Below are 23,977 nucleotides of genomic sequence, written 5' to 3'. Positions count from 1 at the left end.
GCTGGTCCAATGCGCTGACGGGCACGGGGGCCTCCTCGGGCTGAGGGGTGTCGACTCACGGCAAATGGGGTGAGCCGACCCGAGTGATGATAGGGCCAACGTCACCCACGCGTGGCAAGTCCGTTACACAGAGCGGAAGTATTTCCCGCCGGATCGCACGGATGGCGGACCCGTTGTCCGTCGCGTGTGGTTGACTTTCGCACCGGATCGTGGTCCGCAGTGGAAAGTCCTGGTCGGAGCAGATTTTCTTTCCGCTCGGCGTGTCGCGAAGGCGGTTCACGCGGGTCGCCCCGGGCTGCTCGGCGCGTGCCGTTGGAGATCGTTATCCCGTGCTGGGGAATCCCACCGTACTGCATTCCCAGTCCCGTTTGGCGGACCCGGCACCGTGTCCGGGCATGGTCCGGCGGACGCGGCTGTGCCAGACTCAGCCACCGTGCAGGACGCCGCCGAAAGCTCCGCGCCGAACCTCGCCGACCGGGTCCGCCGGGCCGCCGCCGAACGGGGCGACCGGGCCGCGCTGCACTGGCGCGAGCGGACGCTCACCTGGTCCGAGCTGGACGACGCGGTCACCGCCACCGCCCGCGCGCTGGTCGCCGACGCGCCGCCGGCCGCCGGAACGGGGCATCCGCCCCGGGTGGCTGTCGCGTTCGGCAACACCCCGGACTTCGTGGTCACCTACCTCGCCGCGCTGCGGGCCGGCCTGGTCGCCGTACCGGTCAACCCCGCGCTCACCGCCCGCGAACTGCGGCACGTGCTCACCGACTCCGGCGCCGCGATGCTGGTCGGCGCGCCCGAGGTGATTGGCCGGGTGGACCGCGCCGAACTGCCCGGGCTGCGCGCCGTGCACACCGCGCCGCCGGTGGGCGGCGACGCCGGGCCGACCCGGTTCCCGGCCCGCTCCGGCGACGACCTGGCCGTCCTGCTCTACACCTCCGGCACCGAGGGGCAGCCCAAGGGCGCGATGCTGTCGCACCGCGCGCTCGCCGCCAACCACGACCAGACCGACCGGATCGAGCCGCCGGTCCTCGGCCCCGACGACGTCGTGCTGCTCGCGCTCCCGCTGTTCCACGCGTACGGGCTGAACACCGCGCTCGGCGCCGTGGTGCGGCACGGCGCGACCGGCGTACTCGTCGACGAGCCCGCGGCGGGGACGCTGGACGAGATCGCCCGGCACCGCGTAACGGTGCTCGTCGGCGTACCGTCGATGTTCCTGACCTGGGCCGAGGCGGAGCGTGACCCGGCCGCGGCGCTGACCTCGGTGCGCGTCGCGGTGTGCGGCGCGGCGCCGCTGCCGCCGGCCGTCGGCGCGCGCTTCACCGAGCTGACCGGGCACCCGGTGCACGTCGGCTACGGGCTCACCGAGACCGCGCCGGTGCTCACCTCGACGCTCGTCGGCGGCGAGCCGAAGCCCGGCTCGATCGGTCGCCCGCTGCCCGGCGTCGAGCTGCGCCTGACCGGTGCGGACGGCGCCGAGCTGTGGCGCGACGGGGTGCCCGCCGACGAGCCCGACGACGACGAGATGGACCTCTCCGACGAACTGGCCGGCACCGACCCCGGGCAGATCGTGGTACGCGGTCCGAACCTGTTCGCCGGTTACTGGCCGGACGGGCGGGGCGGGCCGGACCCGGACGGCTGGTGGGCAACCGGCGACGTCGCGTACGCCGACGGCGACGGCGACCTCTTCCTGGTCGACCGGCTCGGTGAGCTGATCCTGGTCAACGGCTTCAACGTCTACCCGCACGAGGTGGAGCTGGTGCTCCAGGCGCACCCCGGGGTGGCCGAGTCGGCGGTCCTCGGCGTGCCGCATCCGCGGACCGGCGAGACTGTGCGGGCGTACGTGGTGCGGGCGGCCGATCCGGCGGTGACGGCGGACGATCTGCTCGCCCACTGCGCGCGTAACCTGGCCCGGTTCAAGTGCCCGACCGCCGTCGAGTTCGTCGACAGCCTGCCGTACTCGGCGATCGGGAAGGTGCGCAAGACCGAGCTGCGCCCGGCGCCCGCGGTGCCGTCGCCGTCGCCGCCGACCGAGATCCGCACGGAGGTATCCGATGTCCAGTGACCCGAGGCTCATCCTGATCACCCGGCCCGGCTGCCACCTGTGCGACGACGCGAAGGCCGCGCTCGACCGGGTGGTGGCGGTCACCGGTGACCGCTGGGTGGAGCGGGACGTCACCGGCAACCTGGAGATGGAGCGCGACTACGGCGACCGGCTGCCGGTGGTGCTGCTCGACGGCAAGGAGCACGGCTACTGGCGGGTCGAGGAGGACCGGCTGCTGCGCGACCTGACCACCCCGCAGCTCTAGCCTTAGAGTGCTCGGGTGACGGGTATGGGACGCCACCTCGTGTGGGACTGGAACGGAACGCTCCTCGACGACCTCGACCTGGTGGTCCAGGCCACGAACGTCGCCTTCGCCAGCGCCGGCGGGCCGGCGGTCACCGCCGCCGAGCACCGGGTGCGGTTCCGGCGGCCGATCGCCGACTACTACGCCGAGATGCTCGGCCGGGCCGTGGACGCCGACGCGTTCGGCACGCTCGACCGGGTCTTCCACGACGCGTACCGGGCCGGGCTGACCACCTGCGCGCTGGCCGCCGACGCCACCACCGCGATCGAGTCCTGGGAGGGCAGCCAGTCGCTGCTGTCCATGTGGTTCCACGACGAGCTGGTGCCGACGGTGCACACGTACGGGCTGACCCCGCACTTCCGCCGGGTGGACGGGCTGCGCGCCACTGTCGGCGGCGGGCGCAAGGCCGAGTGGCTGGAGAAGCACCTGGCGGAGCTGGGGCTGGGTGGGCACGAGGTGGTGCTGATCGGCGACTCGCTCGACGACGCCGACGCGGCCGCCTCGGCCGGCGCCCGCTGCGTGCTCTACACCGGCGGCCTGTCCGACCCGGACCGGCTGCGCGCCAGCGGCCACCCGGCCGCCGACACGCTCACCGACGCGGTGACAGTGGCCCGCACCCTGTCCTGACCCTCATGACCCCTTGATCGTCACCACTTCGGCGAGGTGGTGGCCTCGGGGTGCGCCGGACCCCACCACCTCCCCGACCTGGAGTGGATCACCCGGGGTCAGGCGCGCAGGTGGGCCAGGACGGCCAGGACGCGGCGGTGGTGGGTGGTGGCGTCCGGCGGCAGGTCGAGCTTGGTGAAGATGTTGCGGACGTGCTTCTCGACCGCGCCGTCGCTGACCACCAGCGCGCGGGCGATGGCGGTGTTCGAGCGGCCCTCGGCCATCAGCGCCAGCACCTCGCGCTCGCGCGGGGTCAGCGACGCCAGCGGGTCGTCGCGCCGCCGCCGGACCAGCAACTGGCTGATCACCTCCGGGTCGAGCACCGTGCCGCCGGCGGCCACCCGGGCCAGGCCGTCCAGGAACTCGTCGATCGCGGCGACCCGGTCCTTGAGCAGGTAGCCGATGCCGCCGCCGGCCCCGCCCGCGGTGTCCAGCAGGTCGTCGGCGTACGACACCTCGACGTACTGGGACAGCACCAGGATCGGCGTACCAGGCACCCGGCGGCGGGCCTCCACCGCGGCGCGCAGTCCCTCGTCGGTGTGTGACGGCGGCATCCGCACGTCCACCACCGAGACGTCCGGGCGGTGCGTCACCACCGCCTCGACCAGGGCGACGCCGTCACCGACGGCGGCCACCACCTCGTGCCCGTACTCCGTCAGCAGCCGGATCAGCCCCTCCCGGAGCAGTACGGCGTCGTCCGCGATCACCACCCGCATGGGTCCGGTGTCTATCACGCCCGGACCCGGCGCCCATCGGGCGGGCCGGGTCCGGGGCGTGTCGTTTCACCTGGGCAGTTCCGCGTGGACCCGGGTCGGTCCGCCCTCCGGGCTGGTCACGTCCAGCGTGCCGCCGGCCGCCCGGACCCGGTCGGCGATGCCGTTGAGCCCGTGTCCCTTCGCCAGGTGGGCGCCGCCGACGCCGTCGTCGGTGACGGTGATCTCCAGCCGGCCCACCTTCCGGGTCACCTCCACCCGGCAGGCGCTCGCCCGGCTGTGCTTCGACACGTTCGTCAGCGCCTCGGCCACCACGAAGTACGCGGTGCTCTCCACCCCGGGGTCGAGCCGGCCGGCGGCGGTGCCCAGCTCGTCGTCCACCACCAGTTCGGTCGGCACCAGCGCGCGGGCGGCGAGCGCGGCGAGCGCGCTGGGCAGGCCCCGGTCGACCAGGATCGGCGGCGCGATGCCCCGCGAGAGGGCACGCAGCTCGTCCAGCGTCTCCCGGGTCTGGGCGACGGCCTCGTCCAGCGTCTGCCGCGCCGCCTCCGGGTCGGCGGCGAGCTGGTGGCGGGCCCGTCCGAGGTCCATGGCGAGCCGGACCAGTCGCTGCTGCGGGCCGTCGTGGATGTCGCGCTCCAGCCGGCGCAGGGCGACCGCCTCGGCCGAGGCGGCGGCGCGCTTCTGCTCCTCCAGCGTGATGATCCGCTGTCGCATCTCGGCCACCCCGGTGAGCAGCGAGTACGCCAGCCCGGCCTGGAGCCGGGCGCCGCCGCGCGCCACCAGCGGGAGGGTGAACAGGGCGAACAGCCCGATCGCGGTGTTCAGGGCGATCCGCGCGCCCGCCCCGTCGCCCATCCCGAGGAGCTGACTCAGGTCCTGGTCGTCGACGCCGCGCGGAATGGCCCAGTCGTAGACGACGTAGAGCGTGCCGCCCAGGGCCAGCACCCACCAGACCACGAGCACCACGAACGTGGGCAGGGCCACCAGCAGCCGGACGAACGCGTGCAGCAGGTCGAGCCACGACTGCGCGTCCCGGATCGGGGTGAACACCCGCCGCCAGAACCCGGCACCCGGCTCCGGCCGGCGGTAGACGGGGCGTACCCGGGGCCGGTCCAGCACCCCGGCGAGCCGGAGCCGCTCGATGTCGGCCAGCCCGCGGGTGGCGTACAGGAAGCCGGCGAGGATCGGCAGGCCGAGCGTGGTCACCAGCAGCCCGGCGCTCAGTGAGATCCCGACCACGGCGAGGACGAAGCCCACGATGGCCAGCGGGAGGCCGAGGAGTACGTAGGCGGAGTCCCGGCCGAGGCGGCGCAGGAGGCCGAGGACGGGCGACGTCGGGGTGGGCGCGGTGGCCAGTGGTGCTGCGGTCATGGTTCGAGGCTATGGGCGTACGACCTGCCGACCCATCCCGCACGCTGGCCTCTTCAGGGTGGGGTTCTCCCTACTGCAAAACGTGAGACTCGCCTCGCCACGCCGGTGACGGAGCGCTACGGGCCGCGCGCGATTGGTCAGGGAAGTCGGGATTGAGCAATAATCGCCACGCGCCGCCGAAGAGCGCGGTCGATCGATCTTGCAGGAATGGAGGGGCAGGTGAAGGCGCGTCGCGAGCTTTCAAGATCGCGATTTGTGCACCTCTTCACAAGCGCCTACTCTGTAGTTTCGACGCGCCCTGCTAGCACAGCCGGCAACAACGGTCGCCAGCGGGAGTCCCGAAACGACCGGCCTCCGTCGCTGGTCGAGGATCGCACCGCACGGAGTCTCATGAGTCAGCACCGTCAACCAGGCGCGCCCGGTCGCACCGGTGCCGTACCGGCGCTTCCGGACCTGCCCGAGGCGACCGTGTCCCGGCTCCCGGAATACCTGCGTGCGTTGCACGCGCTGGCCGACTCCGGGCACGAGACGGTGTCCAGCGAAGGGCTCGCGAACGCCGTCGGCGTCAACTCCGCGAAGCTCCGCAAGGACCTGTCCCACCTCGGCTCGTACGGCACCCGCGGCGTCGGTTACGACGTGGCGCTCCTGGTCGACCAGATCTCCTCGGTGCTCGGCCTCACCCAGTGCCGGGCCGTCGCGCTCGTCGGCGTCGGTAACCTCGGTCACGCGCTGGCCGGCTACGACGGCTTCGCCAACCGCGGCTTCCGCATCGCCGCTCTCCTCGACGCCGACCGGTCCCGGGTCGGCGAGCTGATCAACGGGCTCGTCGTCCAGCACATCGACGAGCTGCCCCAGGTGGTCGCCGAGGAGTCGATCTCGATCGGCGTCATCGCCACCCCCGCGCCGGCCGCCCAGGCGGTCGCCGATCAGCTGGTCGCCGTCGGCGTGACGAGCATCCTCAACTTCGCGCCCTGCGTACTCTCGGTCCCGGAGGGGGTCGACGTGCGCAAGGTCGACCTCGCCATCGAGCTGCAGATCCTGTCCTTCCACGAGCACCGCAAGGCATCGCTGACCGCGCTTCCCGCCACCGGCGGGTCCGCCCTCACCGCCCTGCCCGGCGGTCTCGCGGCCACCGACACCCAGGAGGCGATCGGCACGTGAAACTGCTCGTCGTCGGCGCGTCCTACCGCACCGCACCGGTCGCCACCCTGGAAGAGCTCGCCGTCCCGCCCGCAGACCTGACCCGGACGCTGGACCGCCTGATCGCCCAGCCGTACGTCGCCGAGGCCGTCCTGGTCTCCACCTGCAACCGGGTGGAGGTCTACGCGGCCGTCTCCGGGTTCCACGGCGGACTCGGCGACATCTGCGCGGTCCTGGCCGATCAGGCCGGCTGCCAGCCGGCGGCGCTCGCCCCGCACCTCTACGTGCACTACGACGCCGCCGCCGTGGACCACGTCTTCCGGGTCGCCGCCGGGCTCGACTCGATGGTGGTGGGCGAGGCGCAGATCCTCGGCCAGCTCCGCGACGCGTACCACTCCGCCGGTGGCGCCGACTCGGCCGGCCGCCTGCTGCACGAGCTGATGCAGCAGGCGCTGCGGGTCGGCAAGCGCGCGCACGCCGAGACCAACATCGACCGGGCCGGGCAGAGCGTGGTCACCGCCGCCCTCGACCTCGCCGCCGAGCTGCTCGACGGCGAGCTGGCCGGGCGGTCCGCGATGATCGTCGGCGCCGGCGCGATGGGCTCGCTGGGCGTGGCCACGCTGTCCCGGCTGGGCGCCGGCCCGCTCACCGTGACCAACCGGGGCGCCGCCCGCGCCGTCCGGCTCGCCGAGTCGTACGGCGCGTCCGCCGTGCCGATGGCCGAGCTGATCACCGCGCTCGCCGACGTCGACGTCGTGGTCGCCGCCACCGCCGCCACCGAGCCGGTGCTCACCCGCGACGCGGTGACCCGGGCGCTGGCCCGCCGGGACGCCGACCGGGGCCCCCTGGTCCTGCTCGACCTGGCCGTCCCGCGCGACGTCGAGGTGGGCGTCGCCGAGCTGCCCGGCGTCGAGGTGATCGACATCGACCGGATGGCCGCCGTGCTCGCCGACGGGCCGGCCGCCGCCGACGCCGCCGAGGTGGCCCGGATCGTGGCCGGTGAGGTCGAGTCGTTCCTGAGCTGGCTGCGCGGCGCCGACGTGGCGCCGACAGTGGCCGCCCTGCGCGGCCGGGCCGACGACGTGGTCGCCACCGAGCTGCGCCGGCTCGGCCAGCGCCGTCCCGACCTCAGCGACGACCAGCGGGCCGAGGTGGCCCGCACCGTGCACCGGGTCGTGCAGCGGCTGCTGCACCAGCCGACCGTACGGGTCCGCCAGCTCGCCGCCGAGCCCGGCGGCGACCAGTACGCGGCGCTGCTGCGCGAGCTGTTCGACCTGGACGTTCCGCAGACGTCCCCGGTCGACACCGTTCCCGACGTGGTCGCCACCGATCTCGACGGGCGGCCGTCGTTCGACGCCGCCGACATCCCGCCCACCGGAGGTGCGCGATGACCGCCCCACTGCGCCTCGGCACCCGGGGCAGCGCCCTGGCGATGGCCCAGTCCGGCCATGTGGCCGAAGCCCTCACCGCGGCCACCGGCCGCCCGGTCGAGCTGGTCGAGGTGGTGACCGCAGGCGACAAGTCCACCGCCCCGGTGCAGCGACTCGGCGTCGGCGTGTTCGTGTCCGCGCTGCGCGACGCGCTGACCGCCGGTGAGATCGACTTCGCTGTGCACTCGTACAAGGACCTGCCCACCGCGGCGGCGCCCGGCCTGCACGTCGCGGCCGTGCCGCCCCGGCAGGACCCGCGCGACGCGCTGGTGGCCACGAACGGCCGTACGCTCGCCGAGCTGCCGCCCGGCGCCCGCGTCGGCACCGGCGCGCTGCGCCGGATCGCCCAGTTGCACGCGCTGGGCATGCAGTTGGAGGTCGCCCCGATCCGGGGCAACATCGACACCCGGGTGGCCCGGGTACTCGGCCCGGACGCCGACCTCGACGCCGTCGTGCTGGCCCGCGCCGGGCTCAACCGGATCGGCCGCGCCGACGTCATCACCGAGACGCTCGACCCGATGCTCATGCTGCCCGCGCCCGCTCAGGGCGCGCTGGCCGTCGAGTGCCGGGCCGACGACCAGGACGTGATCGAGATGCTCGCGCTGCTCGACCACGAGCCGTCCCGCGCCGCGATCACCGCGGAACGGGCGCTGCTGGCCACCCTGGAGGCAGGGTGCAGCGCACCCGTGGCCGCGTACGCCGTCCTCGCCGAAGGCGAGATCACCGAAGAGGGCGACGTGATCCAGGAGATCTACCTGCGCGGTGCGGTGATCAGCCCGGACGGTACCCGTGACCTCCGGCTGTCCCGCACCGGAACGCCCGCCGACGCGGCGGAGATCGGCAAGGCACTCGCCGCCGAACTCCTCGAACTCGGCGCCGACTCGATCCTCGGCCAGGACGCACAGGCCGGCCCGGGGACCCAGCAACTTGGGAGCACAGAATGACCCGCACCCGTAAGCCCGTAGGCCAGATCGCTTTCGTCGGGGCGGGCCCCGGCGACCCCGGCCTGCTGACCCGCCGGGCGCTGGACGCCCTGGTCGAGGCCGACCAGGTGGTCTACGACCGGGGCGTACCCGAGTCGCTCCTGGCGCACGTACGCGCCCAGGCCCGGCCCGACGCCGAGTTCAGCCCCGCCGAGGGCGTACCGGGGGACGTGGCGAAGGTGCTGATCTCCGCGGCCCGGGCCGGGCAGAACGCCGTGCACCTGGTCTCCGGTGACCCGTTCGGCCACGACTCGGTGGTCAAGGAGGTGCAGGCGGTCGCGCGTACCGCCGCCCACTTCGAGGTGGTGCCGGGCGTCGGCCAGGCCGAGGGCGTCGCCACCTACGCGGGCGTTCCGCTGCCGGGCGTACGCACCGCCGCCGACGTCGAGGACGTCACCGCGCTCGACTTCGACGCGCTCGCCACCGCAGTCGGCCGGGGTTCGCTGGCGCTCGCCGTGGACGCCGGTGACCTGGCCGCCGTCCGGGACGGTCTGCTGGCCGCCGGGGTCGACGGCACCACCCCGGTCGGGGTGACCGGCGACGGCACCGGCGAGACGCAGTACACCACCACGTCGACAGTCGACTCCTTCGTCGCGGCTGCGCTCGGCTTCACCGGCCGGGTGGTGCTCACCGTCGGCGCGGCCGTCACCGACCGCGACAAGCTGAGCTGGTGGGAGAACCGCCCGCTGTACGGCTGGAAGGTGCTGGTGCCCCGCACCAAGGAGCAGGCCGGCGTGATGAGCGCCCGGCTGCGCGCGTACGGGGCGATCCCGTGCGAGGTGCCGACCATCGCGGTCGAGCCGCCGCGTACCCCGGCACAGATGGAGCGGGCGGTGAAGGGCCTGGTCGACGGCCGGTACGCCTGGGTCATCTTCACCTCGGTCAACGCGGTCCGGGCGGTGTGGGAGAAGTTCGCCGAGCACGGCCTCGACGCCCGCCACTTCGGCGGCGTCAAGATCGCCTGTATCGGGGACGCCACCGCCGAGGCGGTCCGCGCCTTCGGCATCCAGCCGGAGCTGATCCCCTCCGGGGAGCAGTCCTCCGAGGGCCTGCTGGCCGAGTTCTCGCCGCACGACGAGGTCCTCGACCCGGTCGGCCGGGTGCTGCTGCCGCGTGCCGACATCGCGACCGAGACCCTGGCCGCCGGGCTCACCGAGCGGGGCTGGGAGGTCGACGACGTGACCGCGTACCGGACGGTGCGGGCGGCGCCGCCGCCGGCCGAGATCCGCGACGCGATCAAGTCGGGCGGGTTCGACGCGGTGCTGTTCACGTCGTCGTCCACGGTGCGGAACCTCGTCGGTATCGCCGGGAAGCCGCACGCGCGCACGGTTGTTGCAGTCATCGGGCCCAAGACGGCGGAGACCGCCACCGAGTTCGGCCTGCGGGTCGACGTGCAGCCGCCACACGCCTCGGTGCCCGACCTGGTGGAGGCGCTCGCCGCCTACGCCGTCGAGCTGCGGGAGAAGCTCGCCGCCATGCCGGCGAAGCAGCGCCGGGGCTCCAAGGTGCAGGGCCCGACCGCCCTGAGGTTCCGCTGACAGGAGGCTCCGCATGCCGTACCCCGAGATCCGGCCCCGCCGGCTGCGCCGCAACGCGGCCGTGCGGCGGCTGGTCTCCGAGACCCGCGTCGACCCGGCCGAGCTGGTCGTGCCGATGTTCGTCAAGGAGGGGCTGACCGAGCCGAGGGCGATCGCGTCGCTCCCGGGAGTGCTCCAGCACTCCCGGGACTCGCTGCGCAAGGCCGCCGCGGAGGCGGTCCAGGCCGGGGTCGGCGGGATCATGCTTTTCGGGGTGCCGGCGACGCGCGACGAGACCGGCTCCGGCGGTGTCGACCCGGCCGGCGTGCTCAACGTGGCGATCCGGGACGTGATCGCCGAGGTCGGCGACTCGACGGTGGTGATGAGCGACCTGTGCCTGGACGAGTTCACCTCGCACGGGCACTGCGGCCTGCTCACGCCGGACGGCGGGGTGGACAACGACGTCACGCTCGCCGCGTACGCGGACATGGCGGTGGCCCAGGCCGCCGCCGGGGTCCACGTGGTCGGGCCGTCCGGGATGATGGACGGCCAGGTCGGCGTGGTCCGCAAGGCGCTGGACGCCGCCGGGCACCAGGACGTCTCGGTGCTCGCGTACGCGGTCAAGTACGCCTCCGCCTTCTACGGCCCGTTCCGCGACGCTGTGGAGTCGGCGCTGGAGGGCGACCGGCGTACCTACCAGCAGGACCCGGCGAACCTGCGGGAGTCGCTGCGCGAGGTCGAGCTGGACGTGGCCGAGGGCGCCGACATGGTGATGGTCAAGCCCGCGCTGCCCTATCTCGACGTGGTGTCGGCGGTCCGGGCCGCGGTGGACGTCCCGGTCGCCGCCTACCAGGTCTCCGGCGAGTACGCGATGGTCGAGGCGGCCGCCGCGAACGGCTGGATCGACCGGGAGCGCGTCATGCTGGAGACGCTCACCTCGATCCGCCGGGCCGGCGCGCAGATCATCCTCACCTACTGGGCGGTCGAGGCGGCCCAGCTGCTGCGCCAACGCTACTGACCCTCGCCTGGCCGGCGTCGGGCCCGGAGCGGGCTCGCGCCGGTGCCGGCGCCGTGCCGTCGGCGAGATCAGCGGGAGGTGCGTCGCCTCGCGTTTTCCACAGCCGGACGCGATAACTCGCAGTAGTTTTCTGGGCGGAAGACGGCATTACCCCCGGGCGACTTTGCTCTGCAGCCATGGACGCATCTGTCACGAAGCGTGAGCGCTGCCTCGATGGCTGCAGAGCAAAGTCGGCCGAGGCAGTCTTCCCATGCCCGGCCTCGCCGGGGATTATGTCCGCTTGATTGCTCTTCATTCCGGCGGCGCGTTGCTCGTTTTGGCAGCAATGCTTAACGCACAGTGATGTCACGCTCCGTGTGCCTTGAGTGGGGTGGCCGACGCGGCGGCGAGGCGTGGTCGGACGCCGGATCCCGGGTTTTCCACAGGGGCGGGGAGCGGGGTTGCCGGGCCGATGCCCCAGGCGGGACCGTGGGCGGCGTGACAGACATCGCCGACACCGGGCCGGAGGCGGCCACCGGAGCAGGTGCCTGCGAAGCGCCGGGAGCGACTGTGGCGGCCCCCGTGACAGCGACCGACGGCGGGCCCGCGGCGGACGGCGGGCCGGCGCTGCTCACCGAGCCGTTCGACGTCCCGTTCCCGGCGCCGGGGATCATCCGGGCGGTGCGTCGTCGGGCCGACGCCAGCCAGCGTGAGCTGGCCCGGTTCGCCAGGGTGCATCCGAGCACGATCGGGCGCATCGAGGCGGGCAGCCTGACCCCGAGCCTGGCCATACTGTCGCGCGTCATCGGCACGGCCGGCTTCCGGCTCGTGGTCGTCGACGAGGCCGGCATGGTCCTCAAACCGATGCGTGACCGGGCTGATCTGCGTGACGGCGCGGAGCGGCGGTACCCGTCCCACCTCGACGTCGTCACCGACCCGGAGCCGGGGGAGTGGTGGGCCGACCGCTACGGGCTGGCCCGCCCGCCGGAGACGTTCTACCGCGACCGGGCGGTCCGGGACGCGCTGCGCCGTCGCAGCCAGTGGGAGGTGCGGGTGGCCAAGTACCGGAACGTGCCGTCCCCGCCGGACCCGCAGCGGTGCGGATACCGCGGCGGCCCGCCGATCCGCCCGTGAGCGAATCGACGGGCCGCCCCGCGAAACACCTGTCAGTCGTCGTTCAGGATCGTCCCGACGCCGGACGGGTCGGCCAGCCGCAGGCCCGGCACACCCGCCACGTACAGCGTCAGCTTCTCGTCCGCCTCGCGCTTGCGGTCGCCGCGCACGGTGACCGGGAACGCCAGCGACGTCTGGCCCGCGGGAAGCAGCTTGCAGCCCACGTACGGGTCGTAGTCCGACCCGGCCTGGGCGGTCGTGCCGTAGGTGGTCGCGCAGATCAGCGCCGGCTCGGAGAGCGGGCGGGACACGGTGACCGTGAAGGTCATCGCGCGGGTGCCCTTGTCGCCCTCGGCCACCGAGGTGTCGGCAACGCGCAGCGAGGCGCGCGAACGGAACCGGGCCACCTGCGGATCGTGGTCGCTGGCTCCCCGGTCGCCCAGCTCCGGCGCGTCGGTCGGGTAGTCGGCGTTGATGTGCGCCGTCCGTACCTGCACCAGGTCGTCGTGCATCGGGTCGTTCACGAAGAGGTTGTCCAGCGTCTGCGCCTGGCCGCTGAAGGTGTACGAGTACGCCGATGCCGGCGCGTCCGCCACCAGGTCGTCCCAGAGGTTGTGCAGTCCGGCCTCGTACAGCGGGGCGAGCTGGTCCGACGGGGTCGGGTTCTGGGCGGTGGCGATCGGGTCGTCCGGGCGAGGGAAGACGTTCAGGTCCCCGCCGTAGACCACCCGGGTGTTCGGGTCGCTCGCCTCGACCGCCGCGACGATCGCGGCGCCGTACGCGGCCTGCTCGCGGCGCTGCCCGACCCGGCTGTCCGGCCCGGACGAGAAGTGGTTGGCGACCGCCCAGAGCGTGAACCGCTCGGTCGAGCCGGGCGCGGCCTTGACGGTGAACCGGGCCAGCTGGGCCGCGCGGGTGTAGACGTTGCTGCCGTCCACACCGGTCGACCGGTCCACGTCGGCCGGCAGCACCGCGTTGAACGCCTTCGGGTTCTGCACGTCCGTGTTGGACCCGAGCGCCGCCGAGCGGTACTGGACAGTCGGCGCCGAGCCCAGCAGCGGGTCCGCGGCGGTCGCCTCGGCCAGCGTGAGCCGGTCGGTGCGGTAGAGGAACGCCGAGGCGATGCCCCGGGCGTCCGCGCCGGTGCGGTCGTACGCGGCGGTGTAGGCGGGGCCGCCGTTGGCCGCGATGGCCAGCGCCAGCTCCTGCACGGTGTCCGGGGCGCCGTCGGCGTTGTTCGTGTCACCGCACGCCAGAGCGCCGTCGACCACCGAGCAGATGTCCTGGTCCTCGGCCTCCTGCACCAGGATCAGGTCCGGGCTGTGCAGCGAGTTGACGATCTGCCGGGCCTGCGCGGCCAGCTTGGCGGCGTACGCCTCCTGGCTCGCCGGCACGTAGTCGAACGGCGGGCTGACCCCCGTACATCCGGTGTTGCCGGCGAAGTCGCAGCCGTCGAACGGGTCGTCCCGGTAGTCGTAGAGGTTCTCCACGTTGTAGGTGGCGATCGCGACCTCGCTGCCGCGGTCGGCCGGCTGCGGCGGGTGGTTCGCGGCCGGGTCCGCGCCACCGGTCAGGGTGAGCTGCTCGGGCTGCACGCTGTACTTGCTGAACGCGTACGACACGGAGCCGTAGGCGTCCTCGGTCAGCGTGTCGAACGTACGCGCCTCGGGCAGCAGCGCGCCGGAGTCACCGGCGGTCGCCTTCACACCGCCGGCCCCCAGCAGGATGCGCTGGTTGTTGCCGTTGTCGAAGAGCGTGCCAGGGATGTCGTCGAGCGGGTGCGCGTCCCGGAACACCCGCCGGGCGTACGGGTCGGACCGCTTCATGACCGGGTCCTCCCGGTCCAGCACGTAGATCTCGGAGTCGGCGGTGGAGGAGTAGATGTGCCGGGGCGCGGAGACGCCGCTGCCGGCGCGGACGCGCATCCGCTCGCCCTCGTGCCGCTCCCAGAACAGGTCAGCTGCGGCCGCCTCGGCGGGCGGGATCGCGTCGTCGACGCGGACCACCGTGTCCACGTCGAGGCCGGAGTCGAGCTTGCGGACCAGCGAGGCGCTGGAGAGCTGGGTCTGGTTGAAGTACTCGGAGACCCGGCCGCGCAGCACGACCTCGTCGCCGACGGTGGGGGCGTACCCGCCGATCAGCGTGGTGAACGAGCCCATGAAGACGAAGAGACCGTCGGAGGTGAGCGGGTCGCCGTCCTCGGTGCCGAGCCGGCTCTGCAGGTAGAAGCCCCACTGGTCGGCCCCGGCCGAACTGCGGGTCAGCGACATGCCGGTGATGACGCCGCGCACGTCGTACAACGTGGAGCTGGTGCCGTTGCCGCTGGCCGGGGCGAGCGGCGACCGGTCGGCGCGGCCGTCCTCGTCGTCGCCGGTGCGGCCCTGCACCTCACCGATCGACAGCACGCTCGTGGCCTGCACGCTGAGCGTGCAGGTGGCGGTGTCGCCGTCGTCGTCGGTGGAGGTCACAGTCACCGCGTAGCTGCCGGCCGGCAGGCCGGTGGCGGTCAGCGTGGCGGTGGCCGTGCCACCGTCCCCGGCCGCCGGCGCGAACGCGGTACGGCTGATCGAGCCGCTCGTCGGCGCCGGCACGACGGCGGTGACCGCGAGGTCGGTGATCGTGTCGTCGGCGTCGGTGGCGGTCACCTCGCGGGTCGCGGTGGCGCCCGCCGACAGCGTCAGCGCGCCGCCGCAGGCGAGCGTCGGCGGCTGGTCGATCGGGCCGCCTCCGCCGACGGTGTGGCTGCCCAGCCCGTCGAACGTGTCGGTGGCGAAGCCGGCCCACTGCGCGGCCGGGTCGAACGGGTCCGCCGGGTCGGTGTCGCCGGCGGTCACCGAGGGCAGCCGGCGCAACGTGTTGTCGGCGGTGCTGGTGAGCCCGCTGCCCCACTCGGTGCCCGGGTCGACGCCGACCTGGCCGATGGAGTCGACCACCGTGTCACCCTTGTGCAGCACGATCGCGTCGTCGCCGTTGAACAGGGACCCACCGAACGTCTGGTCGGCCTGGGCGAGGATCGCGGGCGCGGCCGACGCGGCGGCGAAGACGAACACGTCCCCGGTGGCGACGGTGCCGGTCAGCGCGACGTTCGTCGACGTGCTGGAGCCGTTGAAGTAGAGCCGGAGCTGGTAGCCGCCGGCGGCCAGGTCGATCGGGGCGTCGGTGCCGTTGTACAGCTCGACGGCCTTGTTGTTGGACGACCCCTCGACGTACTCGGAGATGAGCAGGTCGGTGGGCGCGGCACTGGCCGCGGGGGGTGCGACAGCGATCGCCGTGAGGGTGACGGCGGCGGTGGTCGCGAGCGCGGCGAGGGTGCGGCGCGGGCGCATGGGGCCTCCACGGTGGGTGGACAGGAACTAACGAACGTTAAGGCTCTCGTGGGTCCACCGTCCAGCCCTTCGATGGCCGTCCGGTGAACGGTCAGCGGTGACTGTCCAGCCGGTGCACCAGCTCGGCGACGTCCACTCCGTACTCGCACCAGTCACGGTCGGGGCGGTAGCCCAGCTCGGCGTTGACCTTCAGCATCGACTCGTTGTCCTGCGCGTTCCAGGTCTGCACCTCGACCAGCTGGGGCTCGGCGGAGCGCAGCTCCAGCAGCATCCGCGCCTTGATGGCCCGGTCGATGCCGTAACCACGGTGGTCGAGAACGACGATCGTGTCGTACTGGTCGGCCCGGGTCGGGTGCTGCGCCGGCACCACCACCTCGGTCAACCCGGCCACGTCCCCGGTCTGCTCGTGCAGCGCCAGCACGATGTACGGCTTCATGCCGCGCCGGTGCAACGTGGCGAGACTGTCGCGCAGCCGGTCCGGGTCGTACGAGCTGGGCCGCAGCTCCACGTCGTCGGAGTCGCGCACCTCGGCCTTGGCCCGCGCGTACGCCTCGATCAACTCGTCCGGCGGCCCGCCCGGCCAGAACTCGACCCGGTAGCCCGCGCCCACCTCGGCGGCCATCTCGGTCAGCGCCGGCCAGTCCACCGTGCGCAGGTCGAGCACGCTGCGGGTCTCCACATAGTCGCGGGTGAAGCCCAGCGACTCGTAGAACGCCACGGCCGGGGTGTCGCCGACCACCTCCACGCCGATCGACTGGAAGCCCTCGTCCCACACCCGGCGGGCGGCAACCCGGACCAGGTCACGGCCGAGCCCGGTGCGCCGGACGGCCGGGTGCACCAGAACCTCCAGTACGCCGATGCCGCCCAGCAGCAGCACGTGCACGTGTCCGACGATCGCTCCGGGCGTGCCGTCCGGAGCGTCGTCCTCCTGCGCCACCCAGGAGATCCGCCGCTCGCCGGGCATCACCTCGGACAGGTACTCCCGCATGGAGCTGTCCCGCCAGGGCGGGTCCTGCGGCAGGTCGGCCGCCAGGACCGCGTTCAGCGTGTCCAGCAGGGACGCGATCTCGGCGGACGAGGCGGTCCGAGGGTTCCACTCGCGCACCATCACCCGTCTAGCTTGCCGTCAACCGCTGCTGGGGGGAAGGGTTCAGTCCGCGAATGTACGCGAGCGGTCACCTCACGTTGCGGCTGAGCCTGCCGTACTCGTCGGCCTTGTCGAAGACGGCCTGGGCATAGCGGCGCACATCGTTGTAGGAGAGGATGGCCCCCCACCAGTCGCCCGGGATGGTCATGTTCCGGCCGCCCTTGCACAGGTACTGGCCGGCGGCCAGCGCCGCGTCGTCGATGTCGTGCGGGTTCTTCACGCCGTCGTTGTCCGCGTCCGCGCCGATCTCCTGCCAGGTGGTCGGGATGAACTGCATCGGGCCGAGCGCCCGGTCGTAGACGCGGTCGCCGTCGAGCTGCCCCTGGTCGGTGTCGAGGATCCGGGACCGGCCGCCCTGCCCGTCGAGCGGCTGCCCCTTGATCTCCGGCAGCGCCCGCCCGTCGGGCCCGAGCGTGGCGCCGTTGGCCGAGCCGTGCCCGGACTCGACGTGCCCGATGGCGGCGAGCGTGGTCCAGCTCAGCTGGCAGGCACGGTTGGTCTGGGCGAGCACCAGCTCGGCATACGCGTACGCCTGGAGCGCCACCACCGGGATGGCGGTGACCGCGCTGACCCGCCTCGCCCAGTCGGCCAGCGCGTCGGCGGGGCGGCCGGTGGGCGGTGCGACGGTCGCGCCGCCGGGCAGCGGCGTTCCCGTCGGCGCGGCGGTGCCGGGCAGCCCGGACGGGTCCGGAAACAGGGGCGTCGCGGCGGGCGCGGCGGTCCGCGCCACGCTCGGTTCCGGCAGAGCCTCGTCGACCGACGCCTGCCTGCCGACAGCGGCCGGCACGATCACCGCGCCGGCCGTGGTGGCGACGCCGACCAGGGCGAGCAGGAACAGCGCCGGCAGCGCGGTGCGCCCTGCGGGGCGGCGGGACCAGGCGCGGGTGGCGTGGGCCGCGCCGACGGCGAGCTGCCGCGGCCGCGTGCGGACGGCGTGCGCGAACGGTACGCGCCGACGCCGCCCGCCGGCCGGCTGCGCGTCTGCGTCCGCCGCCTCGTCCTTCGCCTTCGGCTCCGCTTTCTCGCCGGACGGGGCATCCGCGTCAGGCTTGATGTCCGTGTCGGCTCCGGCATCCGGCGCGCGCTCCGGCTTCGCGTCCTGCCCGGGCTGCGGCTTGGCGCCCGCGTCGGGCTCGGCGTCTGCGCCTGAGCCTGCGTCCGGCTTCGCACCCGCGTCGGCTCCGGGCTTCGCGTCTGCGTCCGGCTTCGCGTCCGTGCCGACTGCGGGCTTCGCGCTCGCGTCGGGCTTTGTGCTCGCGTCCGGCTTCGCGCTCGCGTCCGTGCTCGGCGCGCCGGCCTTGGCGTCCGGGTCGCGGGGCGGGTCGGCGGGGCGCTCCGGGGGGAGGGGATCGCGGCGGGGTCGCGGGACGGGCCGGGCGTCGCCGTCGGGCGGCGCTGCGGGTCGCAGGGGCCGGGCCGTCGCTCGCCGTTCGCCGTCCACCACCCGTCGAGTATCACCCATCCGTGTGACGGCGTCAGGCCCGCCGTAGGCTGATGTCATGCCCCGGTACGAGTTCCGTTGCCGCGCCTGCGGCGACACCTTCGAGGTCAACCGCCCGATGGCCGAGGCCGCCGAGCCGGCCACCTGCCCGCAGGGCCACGCCGACACGGTGAAGCTGCTCTCCGCTGTCGCCGTCACGGGGCGTGGTGGCTCCGGCCCGACTGGTGGGATTCCCAGCGGTGGAGGTTGCTGCGGCGGGTCTTGCGGCTGCTGAGTTTCCGCCGCTCGTCCCGCGGGTCGAACGGCCCCTTGCCGCCCGTGTGATCTTTTGGCACCTTGGGTCGGAATCCGCCCAACCGTTCTCACGATGCGTGACGGCGCGATCATAGGGCAGCATGGACCCGACGTCAGCGGGCGGAGGTTCGACGTATGTCGCCAGGACACCACCTCCCCAGCGGGTGGGTGACCTTCGTGTTCACCGACATCGAAGGTTCGACCCGGCTGGCCCGGATGCTCGGTCCGGTCTACCGGCCGGTGCTGCACGAGCATCGCCGGCTGCTGCGCGACACCCTCGCCGGCACCGACGGGGCGGAGCTGCTGACCGAGGGCGACTCGTTCTTCCTGGTGTTCCCGGACGCCGCCGCCGCGGTCCACGCCTGCCTGACCGCGCAACGCGCGCTCGCCGGCCACGAGTGGCCCAACCCGGACGCCACGCCCCGGGTCCGGATGGGTCTGCACACCGGCTACGCCGAACCCCGCGACGGCGAGTACGCCAGCCCCGAGGTGCACCGGGCCGCCCGGGTGGCCGCCGCCGCGCACGGCGGGCAGGTGCTCTGCTCGGCCGCCACCGCCCGGCACGCCGAGCCGCTGCCGGACGGTGTGTCCCTGCTGGACCTCGGCCTGCACCGGCTGCGCGGCTTCGACGACCGGGAGCGGCTGTTCCAGCTCGTCGCGCCCGGGCTGGAGCGGCGCTTCCCGCGTCCGCGTACCGCCGACGCGACGGCCCACAACCTGCCCACCCAGGTCACCTCGTTCGTCGGCCGGCAGGCCGAGCGCGCCGAGCTGGGCCGGCTGGTCGAGGCGTACCGCCTGGTGACGGTGCTCGGCGCGGGCGGCGCCGGCAAGACCCGGCTGGCCGTGGAGCTGGCCTCCGGGATCGTCGAGGACTACCCGGACGGGGTCTGGTTCGTCGACATCGCCGCGGTGACCGACCCGGGGCTCGTGGCGTTCGAGATCGCCGCCGTGCTCGGCCTCCGCCCGGAGCCCGGCCGGCCGATGCTCGACACCCTCGTCGAGTACGCGGCGCCGCGCCGGATGCTCGTGCTGCTGGACACCTGCGACGCCCAGACCGCCGCGTCGGCCGAGGTGATCAGCCGGCTGCTGGCCGGGGGCCGGGGGGTACGGGTGCTGGCGACCAGCCGGGAGTCGTTCGGCGTACCCGGTGAGGTGGTGTGGCGGATCCCGCCGCTGTCGGTGGACGAGGGTCCCGACGGCGGCAGCGACGCCGTTGCGCTGCTGCTGGACCGCACGGCCGTGGCCCGGGGCGGGCGGGCGCCGGAGGCGGCCGAGCAGGCCGACCTGCACCGGGTGGTGCGCCGTCTGGACGGGCTGCCGCTGGCCATAGAGCTGGCCGCCGCCCGGCTGCGGGTGCTCTCCGCCGGGCAGCTGGCGGAGCGGCTGGACGACATGCTGGGCACGCTCGACGCGGGACGGGAGACGGCGGAGCCGCCGCCGGTGGAGGCGGGCTGGAGCGGCAACCAGCAGGACACGGTGGACCTGGTGGCTGCGGCGACCGGCGCCGCCCCGCCCACGCCGGCGACCCGCGCGGTGCAGCGCTCGGCCAGCGAGCGGCACCTGACCATCCAGGCCACCGTCACCTGGTCGTACCGGACGCTCGGCGCGCGTTCGGCCCGGCTGCTGCGCTGGATGGCGGTGTTCGCCGGACCGGTGGACCTGCCCACCGTGCAGTGGCTGCTCGGCGAGGACCCGCTCGATCCGCTCTCGGTGCTCGTGGACAAGTCGATGGTGCTGGCCGAGCCGCACGCCTCGGGCAGCACGTACCGGATGCTCGACCCGATCCGGGCGTACGCGGCCCGGCGGCTGGTCGAGGCGGGCGAGGAGCAGAGCGCCCGGGACCGGCACGTGGACTGGTGCCGGCATGCGCTGGACCGGGCATGCCTCGGGCCGGACGGCCGTCCGGTGACGCTCTCCCTGTACGCGCTGGACCCGCTGGCCGGCGAGTTGCGGGCCGCGCTGCGCTGGTGCGCCACCGGCGGCAGCGCCCGGGCGGGATTGCGCCTGGCCGGCGACCTGGACCAGTGGTGGCGGGAGCGCGGGCTGGCCCGGGAGGGGCGGCTATGGCTGTTCCGGCTCTACGGCCGGCTCGCCGAGACCGGCGAGGTGATGCCGGAGGCCGAGCTGGCCGCCGCGTACCACATGCATTCGCTGCACGCGGGGGCGGACGGCGAGTTCGGCGAGGAGCTGCGGTACTCGCAGCGGGCCGAGGCGGCCGCCCGGCAGTCCGGCGACCGGGGTCTGCTGGCCCGGGTGCTGGCCGGGCGCGCGGCGCCGCTTGTCGACATGGGCCAGTTCGCCGAGGCGGAGCGGATCTGCCGTGAGGTGATCGACTGGGCGTACGCGCAGGACGTGGTGGGGGACGCGCTGCTCGCCGTCTACAACCTGGCCGAGCTGCTCTGGCGCCGGGGCGCGCTGGACGAGGCGGCCGACGTGCTCGCCGGGGCCCGCCCGGTCGAGGCGTCCCGGCCGGCGGAGCGGGGCGGCCGTTCGGTGGACATGCTGCTCGGGATGGTGGCGCTGGCCCGGGGTGACCTGGTCGCGGCGCACGAGCACCTGCTGGTGGCGTTGCGGTCGCGGATGAGCCACGGCTACCTGGGCCGGGCCTGCGACACGATAAACGCGATAGCGGTGCGCTGCGCGCTGGCCGGGGACGCGCTCGCCGCGGCCCGGCTGTTCGGCGCGGCGCAGGCCACCCGGTCGAACCTGCGGGCCACGCCGGGGATATACGGCCCGTACTGGGCGGCCCGGCAGGCGGAGTTGCGCCGGGTTCTCGGCGACGAGGCGTTCGACGCCGCGTACGGCGCCGGGGCGGGACTGCGGCTGGACGAGGTGGCGGCGCTGGCGCTGCACGTCGAGCACCCGGACCTGGCAGCCGACTCACCCCGGTTCGGCTTCACCGCGCAGGGCTCCTGGCCGGCGTTCCAGCCACGCAGCACGGCGGGCTGAGGGGGCGAGCCCGCCACATGGCGGGGAGCCCGCCGTGCGGCGGACTCCCCGCGTGGTGCGTCAGGCGCGCGCGGCGGCGCGGCGTTCGGCGTCGGCCTTCATCCGGGCGGCGCGGTCGAGGTCGGCCTGGGACACGGCGGCGACCGAACCGAAGACGCTCACTGCCTGGTAGTACGTCCAGGCGAGGCTGTAGCAGGCGGGCCGGACCACCGCGTTGTACGTGGCGCAGACCCGCTTCAGGTCGGCGTAGAAGGCGTTGTCCAGCCGGGACTTGCTGGCGGAGAAGACGCCCATCGCCTTGTGGTTGCGGTAGCCGAAGTCGTGCCGGTAGCAGGAGAGCTTGAAGTTGAAGCCGATCGGGTTGTCCGGGCTGGACGAGCAGTAGTCGGTGGACCAGTCGAAGCCGTACTCGGTCCAGGGCGACCGGTTCTGCCGGGCGCTGTTCCAGGCGTTGTAGCTGGACGCGCTGGTCTGCGTCCAACTGGTCAGGACGGACAGCTTCTGCTGGGTGCTCACCGCGGCGGCGGCCGGTGTGGCCAGGCCGAGCAGTGTGAGCAGGGCGAGTGCTCCGGCGGCGAGAGTGGTGGCGAGGCGACGGGACACGGGAACCTCCGCGGGGTGGTGGCCGGGATCTCCGGATGTCGACAAGTGTCGATCAAGCGGGTGAGCTGGGGCGACGCTGCGGGTGACCGCTCGCTGACATCCGCTCAAACAGACGAATGCCCCCGGGTCGGCGAGGCGGCCCGGGGGCATTCGGGGTGAATCAGCGTACGAAGCGCGGCGGGCTCGCCGGGCTCTCGTTCGCCAGCCGGTCCAGCGCTGTCACGTAGTAGGTGTACCGGGCGCCGTCGGCCGCCGTGGTGTCCACCCAGGACTGCACCGGGCCGTCGGTGGCCCGCACGGTGCCGACCAGGTTGGAGGCGTCCGCGAAGTCGCAGCGCCCGGCCAGGCCGTGCCCGTCGAACCGGTAGATCGCGTACGACGCGGCGGTGCCGAGCGGGCCCTTGCCGTCGGCCGGCTGCCGCCAGCTCAGGCGTACCCCGTCCGCCTCCCGCTGGGCCTTGGTGACCACCGGGAACAGCAGCGGCTTGCGCGGCAGGTGCGTCATGGTGGGCACCAGCGCCGGGCGGGAGTAGTGCTCGGCCGCGTAGATGTCGGTGGCGCCGAGCCGGTCAGCCCGGACCTGCACCGCGGAGAAGTGCACGTTGCCGAGCACCTCCGGGTACGACCGGTTGAGCGTCAGGTGGTTCGACAGCTCCTGCGGGTTCATCCAGAACGACCCGTACGCCGGGTCACCGCTCTTGTAGTCGGCCTGGCCGATGTAGAGCTGGACCCGCGTGCCGCGTACCTGCTCGGCCCACCACGGCACCAGCCGGGCGTAGTCGGCAGCCGGGTACTGGCCGATGTACCAGTAGAGCTGCGGCACGATGTAGTCGATCCACTCCTCCTTGACCCACTTGCGGGAGTCGGCGGAGATGATGTCGTACGACTGCGAGCCGGTGGTGTCCGAGCCGTTCGGGTCGGCAGACGCGTTGCGCCAGATGCCGAACGGGCTGACGCCGAACTTCACATACGGCTTCACTGCCTTGATCTTGGCGTTCATCTCCTGGATCAGCAGGTTGATGTTGTCCCGCCGCCAGTCGGCCTTGTCGGTGAAGCCCCTGTTGTACGCCGCGAACGTGGCGTCGTCGGGCACCTGGTGGGTGCCGCTCGGGTACGGGTAGAAGTAGTCGTCGAAGTGCACGCCGTCGATGTCGTACCGCTTGACCGCGTCCATCATCGCGGTCTGGACGAACTCGCGGACCTCGGGGACGCCGGGGTTGTAGTAGAGCCGGCTGCCGGCGACCCCGGCGGGCGGGTAGGCGAAGACCCAGTCGGGGTGCTGGCGGGCCGGGCTGTCCGGGGCCAGTTGCGACAGGTCGGCGCCGGCGCCGCCGGGCGCGGGCATGGAGACGCGGTACGGGTTGAACCAGGCGTGGAACTCCAGGTTGCGCTTGTGTGACTCGCCGACCAGGAAGGCCAGCGGGTCCCAGCCGGGGTTCTTGCCGCGTACGCCGGTCAGGTACTCCGACCACGGCTCGTGCGGCGAGGGCCAGAACGCGTCGGCGGTCGGGCGGACCTGGACCACGACGGCGTTGTGGTTGAGCTTCTGGGCCAGGTCGAGCCAGGCCAGGTATTCGGCCTTCTGCTTGGCCACCTGGTCCGGTGCGGTCCAGGAGTCCTTGGTGGGCCAGTCGATGTTCGTCACCGAAGCGATCCACATGGCCCGGAACTGGCGCTTGGGGGTGGCCGGGTCGGTGACGCAGTCGGTGGAGGGGGAAGTGGCGGTGCTGGTGTCGTCGGGTGCGGCCTGCGCCGGCGTGCCGGCGACCAGCGCGCTGAGCAGCGCCGCGGCCAGCGCGGCTGCTCCGAGCCGAGTTGCCTTCATGCGGTGCGGTCCCTTCGTCGGGTCCGGGGGGACGATCGGCGGCGGGTGTGCGGCAAGATTCGCCGCACTGTCCATGCCTCCGGTAGGAAACTTTCATCTATCCGTGCCCGGCGCAAG

18 protein-coding genes are annotated in these 23,977 nt (G+C 73.5%); 11 read left to right on the top strand and 7 right to left on the bottom strand.

Features of this window, described 5'->3' with window-relative positions:
• Window positions 1–385 precede the first annotated feature (385 nt).
• The 3 genes from FHU28_RS31575 to FHU28_RS31565 are packed head-to-tail and all read left to right on the top strand — an operon-like array spanning window position 386 to window position 2,969.
• Window positions 386–2,059, top strand: coding sequence for an AMP-binding protein (locus tag FHU28_RS31575; RefSeq protein WP_184688810.1), 1,674 nt, complete (start codon window positions 386–388; stop codon window positions 2,057–2,059).
• The gene (locus tag FHU28_RS31570) at window positions 2,049–2,303 is read left to right on the top strand and encodes a glutaredoxin family protein (protein ID WP_073829047.1); all 255 of its coding nucleotides are present in this window, start codon (window positions 2,049–2,051) and stop codon (window positions 2,301–2,303) included. The genes FHU28_RS31575 and FHU28_RS31570 overlap by 11 nt, the downstream gene beginning before the upstream one ends.
• 24 nt (window positions 2,304–2,327) lie before the next feature.
• Window positions 2,328–2,969: an HAD family hydrolase gene (locus FHU28_RS31565; protein WP_184690074.1), complete on the top strand. Its 642-nt coding sequence runs from the start codon at window positions 2,328–2,330 to the stop codon at window positions 2,967–2,969.
• Window positions 2,970–3,067: 98 nt separating this feature from the next.
• Here the strand turns inward: FHU28_RS31565 and FHU28_RS31560 are convergent, their stop codons facing one another.
• The gene (locus FHU28_RS31560; protein ID WP_184688808.1) at window positions 3,068–3,724 is read right to left on the bottom strand and encodes a LuxR C-terminal-related transcriptional regulator; all 657 of its coding nucleotides are present in this window, start codon (window positions 3,722–3,724) and stop codon (window positions 3,068–3,070) included.
• Window positions 3,725–3,790: 66 nt separating this feature from the next.
• A complete protein-coding gene (locus FHU28_RS31555; RefSeq protein WP_184688806.1) occupies window positions 3,791–5,095 on the bottom strand; it encodes a sensor histidine kinase in 1,305 nt (434 codons plus the stop codon).
• A gap of 390 nt (window positions 5,096–5,485) precedes the next feature.
• On the opposite strand from FHU28_RS31555, the gene FHU28_RS31550 reads away from it, so the two are divergent.
• The 6 genes from FHU28_RS31550 to FHU28_RS31525 all read left to right on the top strand — a co-directional run bounded on the left by FHU28_RS31550 (window position 5,486) and on the right by FHU28_RS31525 (window position 12,296).
• Complete coding sequence (locus FHU28_RS31550; protein ID WP_184688804.1) at window positions 5,486–6,256, top strand: redox-sensing transcriptional repressor Rex; 771 nt, start codon at window positions 5,486–5,488, stop codon at window positions 6,254–6,256.
• The gene (locus FHU28_RS31545) at window positions 6,253–7,626 is read left to right on the top strand and encodes a glutamyl-tRNA reductase (RefSeq protein ID WP_184688802.1); all 1,374 of its coding nucleotides are present in this window, start codon (window positions 6,253–6,255) and stop codon (window positions 7,624–7,626) included. The genes FHU28_RS31550 and FHU28_RS31545 overlap by 4 nt, the downstream gene beginning before the upstream one ends.
• Window positions 7,623–8,609 (top strand): hydroxymethylbilane synthase, encoded by a 987-nt coding sequence (gene hemC / locus FHU28_RS31540; protein ID WP_073829041.1) that lies wholly within the window; start codon window positions 7,623–7,625, stop codon window positions 8,607–8,609. The genes FHU28_RS31545 and hemC overlap by 4 nt, the downstream gene beginning before the upstream one ends.
• On the top strand, window positions 8,606–10,186 hold the full coding sequence (locus FHU28_RS31535) for a bifunctional uroporphyrinogen-III C-methyltransferase/uroporphyrinogen-III synthase (protein WP_184688800.1): 1,581 nt from the start codon (window positions 8,606–8,608) through the stop codon (window positions 10,184–10,186). Before hemC ends, FHU28_RS31535 begins: the two co-directional genes overlap by 4 nt.
• Before the next feature lie 13 nt (window positions 10,187–10,199).
• Window positions 10,200–11,183 (top strand): porphobilinogen synthase, encoded by a 984-nt coding sequence (gene hemB / locus FHU28_RS31530; RefSeq protein ID WP_184688798.1) that lies wholly within the window; start codon window positions 10,200–10,202, stop codon window positions 11,181–11,183.
• 477 nt (window positions 11,184–11,660) lie between these two features.
• Window positions 11,661–12,296 carry a helix-turn-helix domain-containing protein gene (locus FHU28_RS31525; RefSeq protein ID WP_311773682.1) on the top strand — a complete coding sequence of 212 codons (636 nt, stop codon included), beginning with the start codon at window positions 11,661–11,663 and terminating at the stop codon, window positions 12,294–12,296.
• A gap of 32 nt (window positions 12,297–12,328) precedes the next feature.
• Here FHU28_RS31525 and FHU28_RS31520 read toward each other — a convergent pair whose 3' ends face one another.
• From FHU28_RS31520 to FHU28_RS31510, 3 genes are all read right to left on the bottom strand, one after another.
• Entirely contained in the window at window positions 12,329–15,601 is a 3,273-nt protein-coding gene (locus FHU28_RS31520; RefSeq protein WP_184688793.1) for a lamin tail domain-containing protein, read from the bottom strand.
• A 91-nt stretch (window positions 15,602–15,692) separates the two neighbouring features.
• The gene (locus FHU28_RS31515; protein ID WP_184690073.1) at window positions 15,693–16,709 is read right to left on the bottom strand and encodes a GNAT family N-acetyltransferase; all 1,017 of its coding nucleotides are present in this window, start codon (window positions 16,707–16,709) and stop codon (window positions 15,693–15,695) included.
• Window positions 16,710–16,776: 67 nt separating this feature from the next.
• Window positions 16,777–18,192 (bottom strand): lytic transglycosylase domain-containing protein, encoded by a 1,416-nt coding sequence (locus FHU28_RS31510; protein ID WP_184690072.1) that lies wholly within the window; start codon window positions 18,190–18,192, stop codon window positions 16,777–16,779.
• A 55-nt stretch (window positions 18,193–18,247) separates the two neighbouring features.
• On the opposite strand from FHU28_RS31510, the gene FHU28_RS31505 reads away from it, so the two are divergent.
• Entirely contained in the window at window positions 18,248–18,463 is a 216-nt protein-coding gene (locus FHU28_RS31505; RefSeq protein WP_073829034.1) for an FmdB family zinc ribbon protein, read from the top strand.
• Window positions 18,464–18,618: 155 nt separating this feature from the next.
• On the top strand, window positions 18,619–21,432 hold the full coding sequence (locus tag FHU28_RS31500; RefSeq protein ID WP_184688791.1) for an ATP-binding protein: 2,814 nt from the start codon (window positions 18,619–18,621) through the stop codon (window positions 21,430–21,432).
• A gap of 60 nt (window positions 21,433–21,492) precedes the next feature.
• Here FHU28_RS31500 and FHU28_RS31495 read toward each other — a convergent pair whose 3' ends face one another.
• Both FHU28_RS31495 and FHU28_RS31490 read right to left on the bottom strand, forming a co-directional pair.
• On the bottom strand, window positions 21,493–22,035 hold the full coding sequence (locus tag FHU28_RS31495; RefSeq protein ID WP_184688789.1) for a phospholipase: 543 nt from the start codon (window positions 22,033–22,035) through the stop codon (window positions 21,493–21,495).
• Between the two features lie 160 nt (window positions 22,036–22,195).
• Window positions 22,196–23,860, bottom strand: a complete 1,665-nt coding sequence (locus tag FHU28_RS31490) for a glycoside hydrolase family 10-like protein (RefSeq protein WP_184688787.1) — start codon at window positions 23,858–23,860, stop codon at window positions 22,196–22,198.
• Window positions 23,861–23,977: the final 117 nt, after the last annotated feature.

This window comes from Micromonospora echinospora, from assembly GCF_014203425.1.
In the GTDB taxonomy this organism is placed as follows: domain Bacteria; phylum Actinomycetota; class Actinomycetes; order Mycobacteriales; family Micromonosporaceae; genus Micromonospora; species Micromonospora echinospora_A.
The sequence above is the reverse complement of the archived record's forward strand: the minus strand, read 5'-3'. Positions and strand labels throughout refer to the sequence as shown.

Coding starts and splice junctions, on each gene's coding strand:
- FHU28_RS31570 (WP_073829047.1), top strand. CDS start 2,049: ATGTCCAGTGACCCGAGGCTCATCCTGATCACCCGGCCCGGCTGCCAC.
- FHU28_RS31515 (WP_184690073.1), bottom strand. CDS start 16,709: ATGGTGCGCGAGTGGAACCCTCGGACCGCCTCGTCCGCCGAGATCGCG.
- hemB (WP_184688798.1), top strand. CDS start 10,200: ATGCCGTACCCCGAGATCCGGCCCCGCCGGCTGCGCCGCAACGCGGCC.
- FHU28_RS31555 (WP_184688806.1), bottom strand. CDS start 5,095: ATGACCGCAGCACCACTGGCCACCGCGCCCACCCCGACGTCGCCCGTC.
- FHU28_RS31550 (WP_184688804.1), top strand. CDS start 5,486: ATGAGTCAGCACCGTCAACCAGGCGCGCCCGGTCGCACCGGTGCCGTA.
- FHU28_RS31520 (WP_184688793.1), bottom strand. CDS start 15,601: ATGCGCCCGCGCCGCACCCTCGCCGCGCTCGCGACCACCGCCGCCGTC.
- FHU28_RS31500 (WP_184688791.1), top strand. CDS start 18,619: ATGTCGCCAGGACACCACCTCCCCAGCGGGTGGGTGACCTTCGTGTTC.
- hemC (WP_073829041.1), top strand. CDS start 7,623: ATGACCGCCCCACTGCGCCTCGGCACCCGGGGCAGCGCCCTGGCGATG.
- FHU28_RS31565 (WP_184690074.1), top strand. CDS start 2,328: ATGGGACGCCACCTCGTGTGGGACTGGAACGGAACGCTCCTCGACGAC.
- FHU28_RS31505 (WP_073829034.1), top strand. CDS start 18,248: ATGCCCCGGTACGAGTTCCGTTGCCGCGCCTGCGGCGACACCTTCGAG.
- FHU28_RS31490 (WP_184688787.1), bottom strand. CDS start 23,860: ATGAAGGCAACTCGGCTCGGAGCAGCCGCGCTGGCCGCGGCGCTGCTC.
- FHU28_RS31560 (WP_184688808.1), bottom strand. CDS start 3,724: ATGCGGGTGGTGATCGCGGACGACGCCGTACTGCTCCGGGAGGGGCTG.
- FHU28_RS31535 (WP_184688800.1), top strand. CDS start 8,606: ATGACCCGCACCCGTAAGCCCGTAGGCCAGATCGCTTTCGTCGGGGCG.